Origin of the sequence: Nocardioides luteus (assembly GCF_014648595.1) — a bacterium.
In the GTDB taxonomy this organism is placed as follows: Bacteria; Actinomycetota; Actinomycetes; order Propionibacteriales; family Nocardioidaceae; genus Nocardioides; species Nocardioides luteus.
In genome coordinates this window covers 237,171-254,880 of the sequence record NZ_BMRK01000004.1, presented here as the reverse complement: position 1 = coordinate 254,880, position 17,710 = coordinate 237,171, and the positions used below count along the sequence as shown (strand labels likewise).

Sequence of the window (17,710 nt, the reverse complement as noted above, 5' to 3'; positions counted from 1 at the left end):
TGTCGAGGCGTCACTCCCGTCGTTCGAGTGGGCACACCGATGCCCTCTCGGCCGACGGGGGTGACGCCTCGACCTGCGGGAGTGACGCCTCGGCCTCAGGCGGCCTCGCCGCGCTCGAGCGTGCGCCGCAGCGCAGCAGCATCCACGCCGAGGGCCCGTAGTGCAGCATGTCCTTCCCCTCCCGCGCGCAGGATGCCGAGCAGGATGTGCTCGGTGCCGATGGTGCGGTCATCGAGCCGGATCGCCTCGCGCAGGGCGAGCTCGAGGACCTTCTTCGCGTCCTTGGTGAAGGGGATGTGGCCGCCGAAGCGGCGGCGCGGCTTCCCCGCGTCCAGGGCACCGTCGCCGAAGACCGCCTCCACCCGGGAGCGTACGGCGTCGAGGTCGATGCCGAGCGAGGACAGTGCCTCGGCGTCTTCCTCGCCGAGACGTCCGTGGGCGCGTTCGATCTCGGCACGCAGCCCGGCGGTGTCGACACCGGCCTCGGTGAGTGCGCGGGCGGCGGGCGAGTCGGCACCGGAGCTGATCGCCAGCAGCAGGTGGTCGTCGCCGATGCGGTCGTGGCCGAGATCGGTGGCGTGCGTCTGTGCTGCCGTCACCGCGTCGCGGGCCGGTCTGGTGAATCTCTCGAACATCACATCTCCTTCGCGTACTTCTTGTGGACCGCCTGCCGGCTGACCTCCAGCGCGTCGGCGATCTCCTGCCAGGCCCAGCCCTGTCGGCGGGCGTTCGCCACCTGCAGCCGCTCCAGCGAGTCGGCGAGGCGGCGTAGCGCGAGCGCGGCGCGCAAACCGGTGCTCGGGTCGGCGCTCGCGGCCGACTCGGCGAGATCCTTCGCATCCGTCATGCTGTCAATATAAGTTGACAGCATGGAGGTGTCAACCAGGGTTGACGAAGAAGGCGACGAGGGATCCGGGTCACATCAATTTCCGGAATAGCCCCGAAATCTCTGATGGTTAGGCAGTAGTGACCGACACCGCCAGCCCTCAGACCGCCGTGAAGCCGGTCACCTCAGCCCGTTTCGTGATCGCCGTGCTCGCCCTGGCGATGGGCGGGTTCGCGATCGGTACGACCGAGTTCGTCACCATGGGCGTGCTGCCGGAGATCGCCGTCGGCGTCGGCGTCGGGACGTCGACGGCCGGCCACCTGATCAGCGCGTACGCGGTCGGAGTGGTCGTCGGCGTGCCGATCCTGTCGTTCTTCGTCGCCCATCTCCCACGCAAGGGGCTGCTGCTGGCGCTGATGGCGGCGTACGCCCTGTTCAACCTGCTCAGCGCCGCGGCTGTCGACTACAACATGCTGCTGATCGCGGTTCCTCGACGGCCTCCCGCACGGCGCCTACTTCGGGGTCGCGAGCATCGTGGCGACGTCGATGGCGGCGCCGAAGCACCGCGGTCGGGCGGTCGCCCTGGTGATGCTCGGTCTCTCGGTCGCCAACGTGATCGGCGTGCCCTTCGCGACGTGGCTCGGGCAGACCGCCGGCTGGCGAGCCCCGTACGCAGCCGCAGCAGGCCTCGCCCTGCTGACCGTGGTCCTGGTGCAGATCTCGGTGCCCCATTTCCCGGGCGACCCGGCCGCGACCGGCCGCAGCGAGGCCGGCAGGTTCTTCACCAACAAGCAGGTGTGGCTGACCATGATCGCGGGCGCGATCGGCTTCGGCGGCATGTTCGCGGCCTACTCCTACATCGCCCCGATCGTGACCGGCACGGCCGGGCTGGCCTCGGGTGCGGTGCCGTGGTTCGTCTTCGCGTTCGGCGCCGGGATGGTCGTCGGCACCTGGGTCGCCGGCGAGATGGCCCGCTGGTCGGTGATGGGCTCGCTGCTCACCAGCAGCCTCGGCATGGTGGCTGTGCTGCTGCTCTTCTGGCTGGTCGCCCCGGCCGGGTGGTGGCTGGCACCGGTCGCCTTCCTGACCACCGCGGTGGCCTCGGTGATGGTGATCAACCTGCAGGTGCGGCTGATGGACGTCGCCGACGACGCGGTCACCCTGGGCGCCGCGATGAACCACGCCAGCCTCAACATCGCCAACGCTCTCGGCGCCTTCGCCGGCGGCATCGCCATCGACGTGTGGAGCGTGCGCGAGGCGCCGCTGATGGGCGCCGGCCTGGCCGTCGCCGGGATGCTGGTGCTGCTGTGGAGCACCAGCATCCACCGGCGTCAGGCCTGAGCGCCTAGAGCTCCGTCTGGTCCCGAGTGTTGGCGCTGGCCGCCTCGACGGCGGCCAGGAACCCGTCGGCCCAGGCCTTGGAGTCGTGGTGGCGGACGGTGTCCCACAGCCCGCGCATCCGGTCCTTGGCCTCGGCGTCGTCCATGTCGACGGCCTGCAGGAAGACCCGGACCATGTCGGAGACGTCGTGGGGGTTGGTGAGCACCGCGCCGCGCAGCTCGGCGGCCGCGCCGGCGAACTCGGAGAGCACCAGCGTGCCGCTGGTGCCGCGCAGACCGTGCACCGAGGCGTACTCCTTGGCGACCAGGTTGAGGCCGTCACGCAGCGGGGTGATCCACATGACGTCGGCGTTGGCGTAGTAGGCCAGCAGCTCCTCGAACGGGATCGGCCGGAAGTAGAAGTGGACCGGCATCCAGCCCATGCGCGAGAACCGGCCGTTGATCCGGCCGACCGCCTGCTCGATCTGGTTCTGCAGCGACTTGTAGACGGTCATCTCACCGGCTGCGGGCACGCACACCAGCACCAGCGAGAGCTCGCCCTGCAGCGACGGGTCCTCGAGCAGCGCGCGCTCGAAGGCCTCGAGCTGCTGCAGGACGCCCTTGGTGTAGTCGAGGCGGGAGACGGCGAGAGCCACCTTCTGCCCCTCGAACTCCGACTTCACCCGCGCGATCGAGTTCTGCACGGCCTCCGAGGCCAGGCTGTCCTCGATCTTCTTCGTGTCGACGCTGACCGGGTTGGCGCCCAGGTGGACCCGGCGCCCGCCGACGTCGATGACCGAGGGCATCGCGTCCAGGCCGAGGGCGAAGCCGTAGGTGCGGAACCGTGGGGCGCAGTCCTCGGTCTCGATGACCTCGACCGGAGCGACACCGCGGGCCACGTCGACGAAGTTCTCGACCTGGCGCGGGATGTGGAACGAGATGTAGTCGCACTGCAGCAGCGAGCCGATGATCTCGCGGCGCCACGGCACCACGTTGAACACGTCCGCGGACGGGAAGTGGGTGTGGTGCAGGAACGCGATCTTCACGTCCGGCCGCATCTCCCGCAAGAAGGCCGGCACCATCCACAGGTTGTAGTCGTGGATCCAGACGATCCCGCCGTACGCAGCCTCGGCCGCCGCCTGCTCGGCGAAGGCCCGGTTGACGCGGCAGTAGACCTTCCAGTCCTCCTCCTTGAACTTGGCGCGCTCCCAGAAGGTGTGCAGCAGCGGCCAGAACGCCTCCTTGGAGAAGCGCTTGTAGAAGACGTCGACGTCCTTCTTCGACAGCGGCAGCCGGGAGGCGACCAGGCCCGGGTAGCGCTTGGGGTCGACCACGGTGTGGGTGGCGAACTTCTCGCGCTTGGGGTCGTCGATCGACCAGGCCACCCAGGAGCCGGTGCGCTCGGTGAAGAAGGAGAGGAGCGTGGGGATGATGCCGTTGGGAGACTTGGGGCGGCGGCGCTTGACCTCGCCGTCCTCGATCACCTCGTCGTACGGCAGCCGGTGGTAGACCATGACCAGGTCGGACTTGCCCGGGTCGTCGGCGTCGTTCTCCGGGTCGTAGATGTGCTCGTCGTCGAGCAGGTTGAAGTGCCGGATCGCCTGCAGGATGCCGCCGGTGCCCGGAGCGGTGGCGTGGAACGTACGCTCCTGGTCGCGGGTCGCGTCGAGCAGCTTGTCCTCGGCCTCGCCGACGCAGACGCCCTGGAAGCCGATGTCGTACATCGCCAGGTCGTTGAGGGTGTCGCCGGCGACCAGCACGCGGTCCTTGGAGATGCCGAGGTGCTCGACGAGCTTGGTGACGGTGTGGCCCTTGTTGATGCCGGCGGGCAGCACGTCGAGGTAATGATCGAGGGAGTAGAGCAGGTCGCAGCCGATCTCCGCGACCAGCGGGGCGAGGTCGTCGGTGACGGCCTCGGGGTCGCAGAAGTAGGAGACGCGGCGGTCCTGCGGCACGTTCTGGCGCACCAGCCCGGGGCGATCGCCGACCTTCTCCAGCACGGTGAGCTCGCCGGGCCACTTGGCCGCGATCTCCTGCTGGATCGGCTCCACGGCGAGCAGGTCGTGGCCGGTCACGATGGTGGCGCCGACGTCGCAGATGATGAAGTCGGGCGTCGGGATGGTCGGGTCGGCGAGCAGGGGCAGCACCGATTCGAGTCCTCGTCCGGTGACGAAGGACAGGAGTACGTCCTCACGGCGGCTCAGCGTCTGGTAGAGCTTGACCTTCGCTTCTGGGTCTCCAGCCAGGAAGGTGCCGTCCAGATCGGTCGCGAGCAGCATGCGCGCATTGGCAGCGGACGTTTGGTTCACAAGTCTCCTCGAGGGTCGCCTGGCCCCGGGCCGATTCGACAGCTGGCCCAAGGCTGCGGACCCCTGGGAGGATCCGCGGGTCGACCAATTAGGTTAACAGGGGATTATGTCGGGCCTGGAAACGGCTGATCGGCCGCCGATGAAACACGGGCTGAGAAGAGCCTCTCAGCCGGTCCACAAATTCGTAAGAAATTGGATGCAACCTCGATAACCCCGTCGAGGATCCGTCGTTGAGGGGTCATGCGGATCCTGCCCGCGGCCTTCAAGACCGCGGGTGACCATGGTCCTCGACGTTGATCACGGGGGGCGCCGAGGCCCATGGCGGCACGCAGATCAGTGCCGCGGGCAGGATCCACACATGGGTGGAGGTCGTTTCCTCGCCCACCATTTCGAGCCTTTGACGAGTGGCTGACAGAATGCGCACATGACCGGCAGCACCACCGCTCCCACGACTCGGCCAAGAGTCCTCTCCGGCATCCAGCCGACCGCCGACTCCTACCACCTCGGCAACTACCTGGGTGCGGTCCGGCAGTGGGTGAGCCTGCAGGAGGAGCACGAGCCGTTCTTCTTCATCGCCGACCTGCACGCGATCACGGTCGAGCAGGACCCGAAGGTGCTGCGGGAGCGTACGCGGCGGGCCGCCGCCCAGCTGCTGGCCGCCGGCGTCGACCCGGAGCGGTCCGCGATCTTCGTCCAGTCCCACCTCCCCGAGCACGCCCAGCTCGGGTGGGTGATGCAGTGCATCACCTCGTTCGGCGAGGCCCGGCGGATGACCCAGTTCAAGGACAAGTCGGCCAAGGGCGGTGAGGGCGCTGCCTCCGTCGGCCTGTTCTCGTACCCGATGCTGATGGCCGCCGACATCCTGCTCTACCGCCCGGCGTACGTCCCGGTGGGTGAGGACCAGCGGCAGCACCTCGAGCTGACCCGCGACCTCGCGCAGCGTTTCAACTCGCGCTACAAGAAGACGTTCAAGCTGCCCGAGCCCTACATCCTCAAGGAGGTCGCGAAGATCTACGACCTCCAGGACCCGACGATCAAGATGTCCAAGTCGGCCTCCTCGCCGACCGGGCTGATCGACATGCTCGACGACCCGAAGGTCTCGGCGAAGAAGATCCGCTCCGCGGTCACCGACTCGGAGATGGAGATCCGCTTCGACGAGGAGTCCAAGCCGGGCGTCTCCAACCTGCTCCGCATCTACTCCGCGCTGACCGGCGCCGAGATCGACACCCTGGTCGGCAAGTACGCCGGCAAGGGCTACGGCGACCTGAAGAAGGATCTCGCCGAGGTCGTCGTCGACTACGTGACCCCGTTCCGGGAGAAGACCTTCGAGGTGCTCGAGGACCGGGCCTACCTCGACGGCGTCCTGGCGGCGGGTGCGGAGAAGGCGGGCGCGGTCGCCCGCAAGACCCTGGCAGACGTCTACGAGCGGGTCGGGTTTGTCGCCCCCGCGTCGACTCTCGGCTAGTAAGGTCGGCGCATGCGCACCATCGGTGTTGCCATCGCGATCCCGGAGCCATGGGCAAGTCAGCTCCAGGACTACCGGACGTCTCTGGGGGACGCGACCGCGACCATGATCCCGACGCACATCACTCTCGTACCGCCGACCGAGATCCACGACGATCTCCTGCCGGACGTCGAGAGCCACCTCGAGGCAGCGGCCGCGAGGGTCGCCCCGTTCAGCGTCCATCTGCGTGGCACCGGCACCTTCAGGCCGGTCTCGCCGGTCGTCTTCGTGGCCGTGGTCCAGGGGATCTCGGGGTGTGAGCAGCTGGCCAACACGGTGCGCCAGGGGCCGCTCGACCAGAAGCTCTCGTTCCCCTATCACCCGCATGTCACCATCGCCCACGATCTCCCCGACGCTAGCCTCGACAAGGCATTCGGAGAGCTCGCAGACTTCGAGTGCGAGTGGGCCGTCGAGGAGTTCCACCTCTACGTCCACGACGACGCGGACGGCTGGCGCCCGACCCGGGAGTTCGCGCTCAGAGCTGCACTGACTGGTTGAGGCGGGCCCGGGTCCGCCTCGAATGATGAACGGGGGATCTCGGGTGTTGAAGGACAAGGTCACGAGGAAAGTGGCCGAGCTGCGGTCTCGCTTCCCGCTGCTGGATCGCACGGTGCGTACCCAGACGCACTACGCCGACGTGGGTGCCGACCAGCAGGCCGGAGCGATCACCTACTACGGGTTCCTGTCGACCTTTCCGATCCTGGCGCTCGCGTTCTTCGCGGTCGGCCAGATCGCGAAGGTGTACGCCGGCGCCGAGAGCGACCTCGTCGAAGCCATCGACCAGGTCCTCCCTGGCCTCGTCGGCGACGACGCCGGGCAGCTGAAGATCGCCGACATCGAGAGCGCCGCCGGCGCCGTCGGGATCATCGGTGCGATCGGTCTGCTCTACGCCGGGCTCGGCTTCATCGACTCCCTGCGCAAGGCCCTCGAGGCCGTCTTCGTGGTGCCCGACAAGGAGCAGCCGGGCTTCCTGGCGGCCAAGGCCCGCGACCTCGCCGCGCTGATCGGCCTCGGCATGATCCTGCTGGTCGCGGTGGCCGTCACCGGCCTCATCCGCACCTTCTCCGTCAACGTCCTGCAGTGGATCGGCCTCGACGAGGGCTTCGGCTGGCTGATCGTGCTCCTGACGCTGGTGCTCGGCCTCGCCGCCAACACCGTCCTCTTCTTCGCGATGTTCCACCTGGCCCCGCAGAAGGGCAACCCGAAGCGGCCGTTGTGGGCCGGCGCAGTCCTCGGCGCGATCGGCTTCGAGATCCTCAAGCAGGCCTCCACGCTCCTCCTGAACGCCACCCAGGGCCAGCCCGCCTTCCAGGCCTTCGGCATCGCCCTCATCCTGGTCGTCTGGATCCACTACACCTCGATGGTGATCATGTACGCGGCCTCGTTCGCGCATGTGGGGACGACTCCGTCGGAATTTGGTGACGCCGCGGCGGGGTAGTCCAGGGAGTTCTGGCCGGTCTACTGCTGAGTAACCGGCCAAAACTCCCTGGACTACCGCGCTGCCGACGAAGTTATCCACAGGCAGCGGGAATGACGGTGCGGTCTGAATGTGGTTGTCGCACGATCCAGGCATGACCAGACGGCCAACCCAGTTCAGGCCTCCGCCGCACTCGCAGAAGCGGCCGAAGATCATGCGCCCTGTGAAGATCGATCCGACGGGCGAATCAGGGCCCACCAGACGCCAGACACGCGGCCGGGCTTGGCGGCGGAGCAGCAGAGGGCTCTACGTACCGGCCGACGTCGATGCCAGCGATCCGCAGCAGCGGGTGCTAGAAGCGGCGACCGCGGTGCCGGAGGGCTACATCACCGGCTGGGCGACGTTCGCGTGGTCGGGTGCACGCTGGTTCGACGGTTTCGACCACACTGGCCAGTTGCTCCCGGTCCCGATCGTGGTTCACGAGAATCGCCGGGCCACCCAGGCCGGCTACGTGATCACCCAAGAGCGGCTCTCGCCCAGACACGATCGCGAGCTCGACGGGATCCTCGGCACGGACCCGACTCGGTCGATCGCGTTCGAGGCTCGTTACGCAACCGACCTGGCTGACGCCGTCGTCGCGCTGGACATGGCGATGGCGACGGATCTGGTCTCGATCCGCGAGGTGGCTGCGTACACCCGGTCGCTCAACGGATGGACGGGGGTCCCTCAGTTGCGCGAAGCACTCCTTCACGCCGTGGAGAACAGCTGGTCGCCGATGGAGACCGAGATGCGGCTCATCTGGGTGTCTGAGCTCGGGATACATAGGATCGTCTGCAACCATCCGGTCTTCGATCTAGCCGGCAACCACGTCGGCACGCCCGACCTCCTCGATGTCGAGGCCGGCGTCGTGGGGGAGTACGACGGAGCTCTCCACCTGGTCGGCCGGCAGCGGGCACACGACATCAAGCGCGAGGCCGACTTCCGCCGTCTCGGCCTCGAGTACGTGACGATGACCGCTGCCGACCGCCGGGACCCCTCGAACTTCGTCCGCCGTACGCAGGATGCGAGGCAGCGGGCGCTTCTGGCGCAGGGCGCTCGAGCGTGGACCATTGAGCCGCCGGCTTGGTGGACACCGACGACGACGGTTGAGCAACGCCGGGCCCTCAGCACCGACCAGCGTGTCCGCTTTCTTCGTCGTCGGTCGGCGTGAGCTCGCGTTGGCGGGATACTCCAGGGAGTTCTGGCCCGTTACTGGCCAGTAAACCGGCCAAATCTCCCTGGACTACCCCGTCCGGCCCGAACACCAGTCCCCAACCAGAACAATGAGAGAGTCGAGACATGAAGCTCGAGAAGAACGAAGGCACGCTGCTGCTGGTGATCGGTGTGTGGACGATCGCGATCTGGACCAACTTCGGTCGCAACCTCGTCAAGACCGCCAAGGACCCGGAGCAGAACCGGCCGCGGCCCTACTACATCGCCCACGCAGTGCTGGTGGCCGTGGACGTCGTCCTCGGCGGGCTGCTGGTCAAGCTCGGCGTGCGGGCGCTGCGAGGCAGGGGATAGCCCCTACGAAGACTCCGCGGTGTCGAGGTGGTCGACCAGCTCGGTGAGCTGGTCGCGGAGCGCGAGCGCCTCGTCGCGGGTGATGCCCATCGACTGGCCGAGCTGCTCGGGTACGCCGGAGACCTGCTCCTCCATCGCGCGGCCGTCGTCGGTGAGGCTGACGAGCACCCGGCGCTCGTCGGCCGGGTCGCGGTCGCGCTGCACCAGGCCGGCGGTCTCGAGCCGCTTGAGCAGGGGAGTGAGGGTGCCGGAGTCGAGCCGGAGGCGCTGGCCGAGGGTGGTCACCGAGAGCGGCTCCTCCGACTCCCAGAGCACCAGCATCACCAGATACTGCGGATAGGTCAGTCCGGTCCCCTTCAGCAGGGTGACATAGCGCTTCGTGACCGCGCGGGTCGCCGCGTACAGGGGGAAGCAGAGCTGTAGATCGAGCGAGAGCTGCGGATAGGTACGGCCGGACACATCGAGAAGTCTACTCCCTTGCGCTATTCGATTGTGCGCAATATAGTTGTGCACATGACACCGACTTACACAGCTACTGCAGTCAGCACCGGCGACGCCCGCAACGGCCACGTCCAGTCCACCGACGGGTTCGTCGACACCGACGTCCGCATCCCCAAGGAGATGGGCGGCGAGGGTGGCGCGACCAACCCGGAGCAGCTCTTCGCTGCCGGCTACGCCGCCTGCTTCCACTCCGCTCTCAAGCTCGTCGCCGGCAAGGCCAAGGTCGACATGACCGATTCCGAGGTCGTCGCCGACGTGAGCATCGGCGACAACGGCCAGGGTGGTTTCGGCCTCGCCGTGCAGCTCGAGGTCACCATCCCCGGCGCCGACGCCGAGACCGCTCAGCAGCTCGCCGAGCAGGCCCACCAGGTCTGCCCCTACTCCAACGCCACCCGCGGCAACGTCGAGGTCAAGCTCACCGTTGCCTGAGCTGGCCCACAGCACAGCCCAGAAAACCAGAACGGCCGCCCTCCCGGAGGAGAGCGGCCGTTCTGCTGTGAACCCGTGGGTCAGCCGAGGATCATCGACTTGCGCAGGTCCTTGTTGAGCTGCGAGATCACGTCGAGCGGGATCTCCTTGGGGCACGCGGCCGCGCACTCACCGATGTTGGTGCAGCCACCGAAGCCCTCGGCGTCGTGCTGGCCGATCATCGACTGCACGCGGGAGTAGCGCTCCGGCTGACCCTGCGGCAGCTCACCGAGGTGGGTGATCTTCGCGCCCAGGAAGAGCGACGCGGAGCCGTTCGGGCAGGCGGCGACGCAGGCGCCGCAGCCGATGCAGGTGGCCGTGTTGAAGGCGCGCATGGCCTTGTCGCGCGGCGCCGGCACCGAGTTGGCCTCGGGGGCCGAACCCGTGTTGGCCGAGATGTAACCGCCGTTCTGGATGATCCGGTCGAACGCGGAGCGGTCGACGATCAGGTCCTTCACGATCGGGAACGACGCGGCGCGCCACGGCTCGATGGTGATCGTGTCGCCGTCCTTGAACGAGCGCATGTGCAGCTGGCAGGTCGTGGTGACCTCCGGGCCGTGCGCCTCGCCGTTGATCATCAGCGAGCACATGCCGCAGATGCCCTCGCGACAGTCGGAGTCGAACGCGACCGGCTCCTCGTCGTTGTGCAGGAGCTGCTCGTTGAGCAGGTCGAGCATCTCGAGGAAGGACATGTCCTGCGAGACGCCGTCCAGCTCGTACGTCTTGAGGGCACCCTTGTCGGATGCGTTGGCCTGCCGCCAGATCTTGAGCGTCAGCTTCATTACTTGTACGACCTCTGCTTCATCTCGATGGCGGTGTAGATCAGGTCCTCCTTGTGGAGGATCGGGGCGCCGTCCTCGCCGCCGAACTCCCAGGCCGCGACGTAGGCGAACTCGTCGTCGTGACGCAGCGCCTCGCCCTCCTCGGTCTGCGACTCGCCACGGAAGTGGCCGCCGCAGGACTCGCGCCGGTTGAGCGCGTCGATGCACATGAGCTCACCGAGCTCGATGAAGTCGGCGACGCGGTTGGCCTTCTCGAGGTCCTGGTTGAGGGAGTCGGCCGAGCCGAGGACCTTGACGTTGGTCCAGAACTCCTTCTTGAGCTCACGGATCAGGCCGATGGCCGTCTTGAGCCCCTCCTCGCGGCGGTCCATGCCGCAGTACTCCCACATGATCTGGCCGAGCTCCTTGTGGATGGACTCCACGGAGCGCTCGCCGTTGATGCTCATCAGCTTCTCGACACGGGACTGGACGCCCTCGAGAGCCTCGACCACGGCCGGGTGGGACTCGTCGATCTTCTCGAACGGCCCGTCGGCGAGGTAGTCGGTGATGGTGTTCGGCAGCACGAAGTAACCGTCGGCCAGCCCCTGCATCAGCGCGGAGGCGCCGAGACGGTTCGCACCGTGGTCGGAGAAGTTCGCCTCGCCGGCGCAGAACAGGCCGGTGATGCTGGTCTGGAGCTCGTAGTCCACCCAGAGGCCACCCATGACGTAGTGCACCGCGGGGTAGATCCGCATCGGCACCTCGTAGGGGTTCTCGCCCGTGATCCGCTCGTACATGTCGAGGAGGTTGTCGTACTTCTCCTCGATCTTGTCCTTGCCGAGGCGCTCGATCGCGGCACCCAGGTCGAGGTAGACGCCGCGACGGAACTTCTTCACCGTGCCGTCGGGCTGGGTCTCCTCGACCTCCGGGCCGACGCCGCGGCCCTCGTCGCACATGTACTTCGCGGCGCGGGAGGCGATGTCGCGGGGGACCAGGTTGCCGAACGCCGGGTAGATCCGCTCCAGGAAGTAGTCGCGGTCCTCCTCGGGGATGTCGCGCGGGTCCTTGGTGCAGTCCTCGGCCTTCTTCGGCACCCAGATGCGGCCGTCGTTACGCAGCGACTCCGACATCAGGGTCAGCTTCGACTGGTGGGCGCCGGTGACCGGGATGCAGGTCGGGTGGATCTGCGTGTAGCAGGGGTTCGCCATGTACGCGCCCTTGCGGTGTGCGCGCCAGGCGGCCATCACGTTCGACCCCATCGCGTTGGTGGAGAGGTAGAAGACGTTCCCGTAGCCGCCCGTGGCGAGCACGACCGCGTCGGCCAGGTGGGTCTCGATCTCGCCGGTGACCATGTTGCGGGCCACGATGCCGCGGGCGCGGCCGTCGACGATGATCACGTCGAGCATCTCGTGGCGGGTGAACTGCTCGACGGTGCCGGCAGCGACCTGGCGCTCCATGGCCTGGTAGGCGCCGAGGAGCAGCTGCTGGCCGGTCTGGCCGCGGGCGTAGAACGTACGCGACACCTGGACGCCACCGAAGGAGCGGTTGTCCAACAGACCGCCGTACTCGCGGGCGAAGGGCACGCCCTGCGCCACGCACTGGTCGATGATGTTGGTCGAGACCTCGGCGAGGCGGTAGACGTTCGACTCGCGCGAGCGGTAGTCGCCGCCCTTGACCGTGTCGTAGAAGAGGCGGTAGTCGGAGTCGCCGTCGGACTTGTAGTTCTTGGAGGCGTTGATGCCGCCCTGCGCGGCGATCGAGTGAGCGCGACGCGGGGAGTCCTGGTAGCAGAAGGACTTCACGTTGTAGCCGGCCTCGCCGAGCGTGGCAGCAGCGGCGCCGCCGGCCAGGCCGGTGCCGACGATGATGATGTCGAGCTTGCGGCGGTTGGCCGGGTTGACCAGGCGGTTCTCGAACTTGCGGGTGGTCCAGCGCTCCGCGATCGGCCCGGTGGGCGTCTTTGGGTCGACGAGCTTGTCACCGAGCACGTAGTAGCCGGCGGCGTCGTCGGATTTCTGGACCGGGGCCTCGTTGGTCGGGGTGAGGCCAGGCAGATAGTGGGTTCCAGCAGCCATGTGTCAGATGTCCTTAAGAGATGACGCCGAAGACGGTGAACAGGGGGACCAGCGAGAAGCCGCCGGCGATCACGATCGCGACGACCCAGCCGGCGACGCGGGCCCTGGCACGCGACTCAGCGGTGTTGGTGAACCCGAGCGTCTGGATGGCGCTGAAGGTGCCGTGGTGCAGGTGGAACGCGAGCGCGAGCATCGCGAGCAGGTAGATGGCGACCATCCACCACTGCTCCGGCAGGAAGGAGTTCACCAGGAGGCGGTAGGGGTTCTCGGTGATGTCAGGCGCCTGCCCGCCCTTGCCCACGTTGATCTTCGCGATCGTGAAGTGGAGCAGGTGCCAGACGATGAAGACGAACAGCGCCACGCCGCCCCAGCGCATGGTGCGCGAGGAGAGCGACGAAGCCTTGTTCTTCTTCACGGCGTACTTGACGGGGCGCTGGGCGTGCGCGCGCCTGGCGAGCGCCACCGCGGCGCCGACGTGCGCCACCAGCGAGCCCAGGAGCACCACCCGAAGGATCCAGAGGAGACCCCCGTAGGGAAGGTACGGCTCCCCGAACGTACGTAGGTGCTCGGCGTACTCGTTGTAGGCGAGCTCTCCGCTGAACGCTTTGAGGTTGCCGTACATGTGCACCAGCACAAACAGGACGAAGACGATGCCGCTGGCCGCCATAAGGAGCTTCAGGGCGATCGTCGAGCGCGTCGACCGCGCGCCTTTGATCAGAGTCGTGGTTGCCACGGCACGCACGCTACTACTCCCGATAGCCGAACTTGCAGGCAGGGAGTATGTGACATTCGCGTCTCTGTGCGGACGCGTGAGGTTACTGGTGAGTACAAAGTACGCGTGTTAGGTGACCCTAACACGCGTCCGAAGGTCACCGCCGCTGTGAGACCATCGGTGACAGACTTTCTGTACGGCCGGGCGGACCCGGCAGTGATCGACCAGTGTGATGAGGACAATCAGTGGCGGTATCCAGACGGGTCCGGACGCTCTCGGCGGCGCTCGCGGTGACCGCGGCCGTAGGCATCTCCGGCTGCGGTTTCGCGCCGACCCAGAAGCCCCCGCCCGACCGCGCCACCGGGCAGGAGGCGACGGCGACGCCGGCCTTCCGGATGCCGGTCGAGAAGCCCAACCTGCTGATGGTCACCGTCGACGACCTCTCCGCCATCGACATGGACTACCTGCCCAAGGTGAAGCAGCTGGTCGGTGAGGGCGGCGTGACCTTCACCGACGCGCTCGCGCCGACGCCGATCTGCGTGCCCGCCCGGGCCTCCCTGCTCTCGGGGCAGTACGCCCACAACCACGGCGCCCACACGATCCACGGCCCCGAGGGCGGCTATCCCTCCTTCGACGACTCCGCGACCCTGGCGACCTCGCTGCAGGACGCCGGCTACACGACGCTGTTCACCGGCAAGTACCTCAACGAGTACGGCCAGAAGGGCAGCAAGCACGACGTGCCTCCGGGGTGGGACCAGTGGCGCGCGACCCTGGACCCGTCGACCTACAACTATCTGGGTGCGAAGTTCAACGTGAACGGGCGAGTGGTGAAGCCGAAGGGCTACTCCACCACCGTCATCACCCAGCAGGCGAAGGCGTCCCTCCGGGATGCGAGGAGGGAGCCCGGCGCGGCGAGCAAACCGTGGTTCCAGTGGGTCAACTATGTGGCGCCGCACCTCGGCGGGCCGACCGCGAAGGGCGACCCCAAGCAGCGCTTCCGCGGCACCAAGGGTGCGATCGGGGTGCCCGTGCCGGACAAGCAGGACCGTGGTGCGTACGCCGACAAGCCGATCCCGCCGCAGCCGAACCTCTTCTCGGAGCAGCGTGAGGGCTTTCCGAAGGGGTCGCCCTCTCGGAAGAACCCCTCCCAGATCGAGAAGGACGCCTACCGGCTCTCCTACCAGCGCCGGATCGAGTCGGCGCGCAGCCTGGACCGCAACATCGCCTCGCTGCTCGGTGGCCTGAAGAAGACCGGTGAGCTGGCGCGCACGCTGGTCGTCTTCAGCTCCGACAACGGCTTCTCCAGCGGCTACCACAACTTCAACGGCAAGCTCTGGTACTACGAGGAGACGCTGCGCATCCCGGTGCTGATGAGCGGGCCCGGTGTGCCGAAGGGGCGCGAGGTCGGCACCCCGCTGACGAACCCCGACATCGCCACCACGCTCCTCGCCGCGGCGGGTGCCGACGACCCGCACGAGGCCGACGGGGTCGACATCCTGCCGTGGCTGCGGGCGCCCGAGCAGACCCGCGTCGTGCCGATCGAGGCGTGGCCCACGCGCGACGGCACCACCCGGCTGTGGTCCGGCGTGAGGGTCGGCCGGTGGACCTACGTCGAACTGCGCAACGGTGGCGTCGAGCTCTACGACCGCGCCGCCGACCCCTACGAGATGAACAACCTCGCCGAGGATCCCGGCCACGCCTCGACGCTCTCGCGGCTGGCCGACCTTGCCGAGAAGTATCGCGACTGCGAGGGCGACGCCTGCCCGAAGAAGATGTATCCGGCCGGCGGCCCGCTCGACCTCGCCGGTCTCTGAATCGGCCCGTCCGGCCCGTCCGATCGGTGGCGTCGATCGGCGGATCGCCGCTTAGGCGTTAAAGTAGACTAAATAACTCGTATTACTTGGGAGTGTTTGGTCATGCCGGTCGTCGACCTGTTCACCCGCCGCCGGCGGGCTGCCGTGGCGACCGCCGCGATGAGCGCCCTCGCGGTGACCGGGCTCGTGCACGAGCCGACCGCCGTGGCGGCGGCCCCGACGCGTACGCCTGCTCTGGAGCGGCCCGTCGAGAAGCCGAACCTGCTGATGATCACGGTCGACGACCTCTCCTACATCGACATGGACTACCTGCCGCAGGTGCGCAAGCTGGTCGAGCGCAGCGGCGTCTCCTTCGCCGAGGGGGTCGCGCCGACGCCGATCTGCGTGCCGGCGCGTGCCTCGCTGCTGACCGGGCAGTACGCCCACAACCACGGCGCGCGCACGATCGACGGGCCGCACGGCGGCTATCAGGCCTTCGACGACTCGGCCACCGTGGCGACCTCGCTGCAGGAGGCGGGCTACTCGACGATCCTGGCGGGGAAGTACCTCAACGGCTACGGCGAGGGCGAGACCCGCGGCGACGTACCGCCCGGCTGGGACCAGTGGCGGGCGACCGTGGACCCGTCGACGTACAACTTCCGATCACCGAAGTTCAACGTCAACGGCGAGATCATCAAGTCGAAGGGCTACTCCTCGACGGTGATCACCGAGCACGCGAAGGCCGGGATCGCGGCCGAGCGAGTCACCGGGAAGCCGTGGTTCACCTGGGTGAACTACGTGGCGCCGCACCACGGCTCGCCGTCCGGCCCCGACGACCCGAAGAAGATCTACGCAGGCACCGACGCCGCGCTCTCGGTGACCGTGCCCGACGCCCAGGACCGCGGCTTCTACGACGGCGTGCGGATCCCGGCGCGGCCCAACCTCTTCCCCGAGGACGTCTCCGGCTACGCGAAGGGGTCGCCCGGGCGCGGGAGGTTCAACCCGCGCAAGAAGGACGCGGTGCGGATCGCCTACCAGCGCCGCCTGGAGGCCCTCCGCAGCCTGGACCGCAACATCGCCTCGCTCCTGACCGGGCTGAAGAAGAGCGGTGAGCTCAAGCGGACGATGGTCGTCTTCACCTCCGACAACGGCTACTCGAGCGGCTACCACAACCTCAACGGCAAGCTGTGGCACTTCGACGAGTCGCTCCGGATCCCGGTGCTGATGAGCGGTCCCGGCATCCCGCGCGGCCGGACGGTGCGGACCCCGGTCACCAACCCCGACATCGCCGCCACCCTGCTGGCCGCCGCCGGCGCGAAGCCGCCGCGCCCCTCCGACGGGATCGACATCCTGCCGTGGCTGCGCGCGCCCGAGCAGACCCGGGCGATCCCGGTCGCCGGCTGGCGGGTCACCGACGGGAGCAGGCAGCTGTGGTCGGGCATTCGGGTGGGCTCGTGGACCTACGCCCGGCTCCACACCGGCGAGGTCGAGGTCTACGACCGCTCCTCCGACCCCTACGAGCAGCACAACCTCGCCGCGGACCCGGCCGTGGTCGAGACCGTCAAGGCGCTCGCGCGGCTGGCCGACCGCTATGCCGACTGCGCCGCCGCCACCTGCCCCCAGGACCTCTACGCCGCCGGCCGCGCCCTCGACCTGGAGTCGCTGTGACCCGGGTCGGCGACCTCGACCGAGAGGCTGCGCGGACACGGCTCGTCGAGGCGTACGCCGCGGGCCGGCTCTCCGCTCTCGAGCTTGAGGCACGCGCGGCGATGGTCTGGGGCGCGGGTGACACCGCGGACCTGGCCACCGCCGTCGACGACCTGGGCGAGGAGCCTGGCACCGAGCCGGGTCCGGGAGGCGCGAGCCGGCAGCTCGTGCGCGACCTGCTGGTGTTCCTGGTCTGCGGCGCGATCGCCGTGGTCGCCTGGCAGGTCACCGGCCGCGGGTTCTTCTGGCCGGTGTGGGTGCTGGTCTACACGGGACTGCCGCTGCTGCGCCCGTGGTGGGCGGCTCGGCCTTAGACGAGTCCGCCGAGGGTGTCGTCGGGGACGCTGCCCGACTCGATCTCCCGCGCCAGCTCCCGGATGCGTACGCCGCTCTCGGCCCAGGTGCCGGCGGCCTCCTCGTGGATGGGCGTGAAGCCGTGGCGCACCTCGACGGTCCAGTGGCGGCCGAAGAGCACGCGGGCGCCGACGGCGAAGGGGAGGAGCGCGAGCAGCAGGAGCAGCTCGATGCCGGTGAGGAGCATGATCGCCACGATGACGAGGATGATCGGCACCGCGATGACGAGCCAGATCAGCAGCAGGATCATGCTGAAGGGGTCGTCGCCCGACGGCGGGTCGACAGGCACCTCCGCCCCGTCGAGGCTCAGTCTGCGGGACCTCCGCTGCCAGGGCACCCAGCGTCGGGTGATGCGGTAGACCGTGCGGTCCGGGCTGCGTACCTTCACGGCGGTGAAGGTA

At 68.2% G+C, this 17,710-nt stretch carries 19 protein-coding genes; 10 read left to right on the top strand and 9 right to left on the bottom strand.

The window, feature by feature from the left end:
• Positions 1-95: 95 nt before the first annotated feature.
• The 3 genes from IEY81_RS24600 to IEY81_RS24130 form a co-directional block, all read right to left on the bottom strand.
• Positions 96-635 (bottom strand): Clp protease N-terminal domain-containing protein, encoded by a 540-nt coding sequence (locus tag IEY81_RS24600; RefSeq protein ID WP_189117863.1) that lies wholly within the window; start codon positions 633-635, stop codon positions 96-98.
• Positions 635-847, bottom strand: a complete 213-nt coding sequence (locus tag IEY81_RS07660; RefSeq protein WP_141802873.1) for a helix-turn-helix domain-containing protein — start codon at positions 845-847, stop codon at positions 635-637. The genes IEY81_RS24600 and IEY81_RS07660 overlap by 1 nt, the downstream gene beginning before the upstream one ends.
• A 139-nt stretch (positions 848-986) precedes the next feature.
• Positions 987-1,223 carry a hypothetical protein gene (locus IEY81_RS24130; RefSeq protein ID WP_229787501.1) on the bottom strand — a complete coding sequence of 79 codons (237 nt, stop codon included), beginning with the start codon at positions 1,221-1,223 and terminating at the stop codon, positions 987-989.
• 137 nt (positions 1,224-1,360) lie between these two features.
• On the opposite strand from IEY81_RS24130, the gene IEY81_RS07655 reads away from it, so the two are divergent.
• Entirely contained in the window at positions 1,361-2,167 is an 807-nt protein-coding gene (locus tag IEY81_RS07655) for an MFS transporter (protein ID WP_229787499.1), read from the top strand.
• A gap of 4 nt (positions 2,168-2,171) precedes the next feature.
• Here the strand turns inward: IEY81_RS07655 and ggpS are convergent, their stop codons facing one another.
• Positions 2,172-4,424: a glucosylglycerol-phosphate synthase gene (gene ggpS / locus IEY81_RS07650; protein ID WP_189117862.1), complete on the bottom strand. Its 2,253-nt coding sequence runs from the start codon at positions 4,422-4,424 to the stop codon at positions 2,172-2,174.
• Between the two features lie 454 nt (positions 4,425-4,878).
• Here ggpS and trpS point away from each other — a divergent pair, with 454 nt between their 5' ends.
• From trpS to IEY81_RS07625, 5 genes are all read left to right on the top strand, one after another.
• Positions 4,879-5,919 carry a tryptophan--tRNA ligase gene (gene trpS, locus IEY81_RS07645; protein ID WP_189117861.1) on the top strand — a complete coding sequence of 347 codons (1,041 nt, stop codon included), beginning with the start codon at positions 4,879-4,881 and terminating at the stop codon, positions 5,917-5,919.
• A 12-nt stretch (positions 5,920-5,931) separates the two neighbouring features.
• Positions 5,932-6,456, top strand: coding sequence for a 2'-5' RNA ligase family protein (locus IEY81_RS07640; RefSeq protein WP_189117860.1), 525 nt, complete (start codon positions 5,932-5,934; stop codon positions 6,454-6,456).
• 112 nt (positions 6,457-6,568) lie between these two features.
• Entirely contained in the window at positions 6,569-7,396 is an 828-nt protein-coding gene (locus IEY81_RS07635) for a YihY/virulence factor BrkB family protein (RefSeq protein WP_229787496.1), read from the top strand.
• A 133-nt stretch (positions 7,397-7,529) separates the two neighbouring features.
• Positions 7,530-8,585, top strand: a complete 1,056-nt coding sequence (locus IEY81_RS07630; protein ID WP_189117858.1) for a hypothetical protein — start codon at positions 7,530-7,532, stop codon at positions 8,583-8,585.
• A 128-nt stretch (positions 8,586-8,713) separates the two neighbouring features.
• A complete protein-coding gene (locus IEY81_RS07625; protein WP_189117857.1) occupies positions 8,714-8,938 on the top strand; it encodes an SCO4848 family membrane protein in 225 nt (74 codons plus the stop codon).
• A 3-nt stretch (positions 8,939-8,941) separates the two neighbouring features.
• Here IEY81_RS07625 and IEY81_RS07620 read toward each other — a convergent pair whose 3' ends face one another.
• The gene (locus IEY81_RS07620) at positions 8,942-9,397 is read right to left on the bottom strand and encodes a MarR family winged helix-turn-helix transcriptional regulator (protein WP_189117856.1); all 456 of its coding nucleotides are present in this window, start codon (positions 9,395-9,397) and stop codon (positions 8,942-8,944) included.
• A 54-nt stretch (positions 9,398-9,451) separates the two neighbouring features.
• On the opposite strand from IEY81_RS07620, the gene IEY81_RS07615 reads away from it, so the two are divergent.
• Positions 9,452-9,868, top strand: coding sequence for an organic hydroperoxide resistance protein (locus IEY81_RS07615; protein WP_189117855.1), 417 nt, complete (start codon positions 9,452-9,454; stop codon positions 9,866-9,868).
• Positions 9,869-9,948: 80 nt separating this feature from the next.
• Here IEY81_RS07615 and IEY81_RS07610 read toward each other — a convergent pair whose 3' ends face one another.
• From IEY81_RS07610 to IEY81_RS07600, 3 genes are read right to left on the bottom strand one after another with little or no spacing between them, the layout of a single operon-like run.
• On the bottom strand, positions 9,949-10,689 hold the full coding sequence (locus IEY81_RS07610) for a succinate dehydrogenase/fumarate reductase iron-sulfur subunit (protein ID WP_189117854.1): 741 nt from the start codon (positions 10,687-10,689) through the stop codon (positions 9,949-9,951).
• Positions 10,689-12,743: a fumarate reductase/succinate dehydrogenase flavoprotein subunit gene (locus IEY81_RS07605; RefSeq protein WP_189117853.1), complete on the bottom strand. Its 2,055-nt coding sequence runs from the start codon at positions 12,741-12,743 to the stop codon at positions 10,689-10,691. The genes IEY81_RS07610 and IEY81_RS07605 overlap by 1 nt, the downstream gene beginning before the upstream one ends.
• Positions 12,744-12,756: 13 nt before the next feature.
• Entirely contained in the window at positions 12,757-13,476 is a 720-nt protein-coding gene (locus IEY81_RS07600; protein ID WP_189117852.1) for a succinate dehydrogenase cytochrome b subunit, read from the bottom strand.
• A 224-nt stretch (positions 13,477-13,700) separates the two neighbouring features.
• Between IEY81_RS07600 and IEY81_RS07595 the strand changes: the two genes are divergently transcribed.
• The 3 genes from IEY81_RS07595 (at position 13,701) to IEY81_RS07585 (ending at position 17,269) form a co-directional block, all read left to right on the top strand.
• Entirely contained in the window at positions 13,701-15,269 is a 1,569-nt protein-coding gene (locus tag IEY81_RS07595) for a sulfatase-like hydrolase/transferase (protein WP_189117851.1), read from the top strand.
• 102 nt (positions 15,270-15,371) lie between these two features.
• Positions 15,372-16,916, top strand: a complete 1,545-nt coding sequence (locus IEY81_RS07590) for a sulfatase-like hydrolase/transferase (RefSeq protein WP_189117850.1) — start codon at positions 15,372-15,374, stop codon at positions 16,914-16,916.
• The gene (locus tag IEY81_RS07585) at positions 16,913-17,269 is read left to right on the top strand and encodes a DUF1707 SHOCT-like domain-containing protein (RefSeq protein WP_189117849.1); all 357 of its coding nucleotides are present in this window, start codon (positions 16,913-16,915) and stop codon (positions 17,267-17,269) included. Before IEY81_RS07590 ends, IEY81_RS07585 begins: the two co-directional genes overlap by 4 nt.
• Here IEY81_RS07585 and IEY81_RS07580 read toward each other — a convergent pair.
• Complete coding sequence (locus tag IEY81_RS07580) at positions 17,266-17,697, bottom strand: hypothetical protein (RefSeq protein WP_189117848.1); 432 nt, start codon at positions 17,695-17,697, stop codon at positions 17,266-17,268. The genes IEY81_RS07585 and IEY81_RS07580 overlap by 4 nt on opposite strands.
• Positions 17,698-17,710 lie beyond the last annotated feature (13 nt).

Coding starts and splice junctions, on each gene's coding strand:
- IEY81_RS07605 (WP_189117853.1), bottom strand. CDS start 12,743: ATGGCTGCTGGAACCCACTATCTGCCTGGCCTCACCCCGACCAACGAG.
- IEY81_RS07615 (WP_189117855.1), top strand. CDS start 9,452: ATGACACCGACTTACACAGCTACTGCAGTCAGCACCGGCGACGCCCGC.
- trpS (WP_189117861.1), top strand. CDS start 4,879: ATGACCGGCAGCACCACCGCTCCCACGACTCGGCCAAGAGTCCTCTCC.
- IEY81_RS07640 (WP_189117860.1), top strand. CDS start 5,932: ATGCGCACCATCGGTGTTGCCATCGCGATCCCGGAGCCATGGGCAAGT.
- IEY81_RS24600 (WP_189117863.1), bottom strand. CDS start 635: ATGTTCGAGAGATTCACCAGACCGGCCCGCGACGCGGTGACGGCAGCA.
- IEY81_RS07610 (WP_189117854.1), bottom strand. CDS start 10,689: ATGAAGCTGACGCTCAAGATCTGGCGGCAGGCCAACGCATCCGACAAG.
- IEY81_RS07660 (WP_141802873.1), bottom strand. CDS start 847: ATGACGGATGCGAAGGATCTCGCCGAGTCGGCCGCGAGCGCCGACCCG.
- ggpS (WP_189117862.1), bottom strand. CDS start 4,424: ATGCTGCTCGCGACCGATCTGGACGGCACCTTCCTGGCTGGAGACCCA.
- IEY81_RS07630 (WP_189117858.1), top strand. CDS start 7,530: ATGACCAGACGGCCAACCCAGTTCAGGCCTCCGCCGCACTCGCAGAAG.
- IEY81_RS07625 (WP_189117857.1), top strand. CDS start 8,714: ATGAAGCTCGAGAAGAACGAAGGCACGCTGCTGCTGGTGATCGGTGTG.
- IEY81_RS07590 (WP_189117850.1), top strand. CDS start 15,372: ATGCCGGTCGTCGACCTGTTCACCCGCCGCCGGCGGGCTGCCGTGGCG.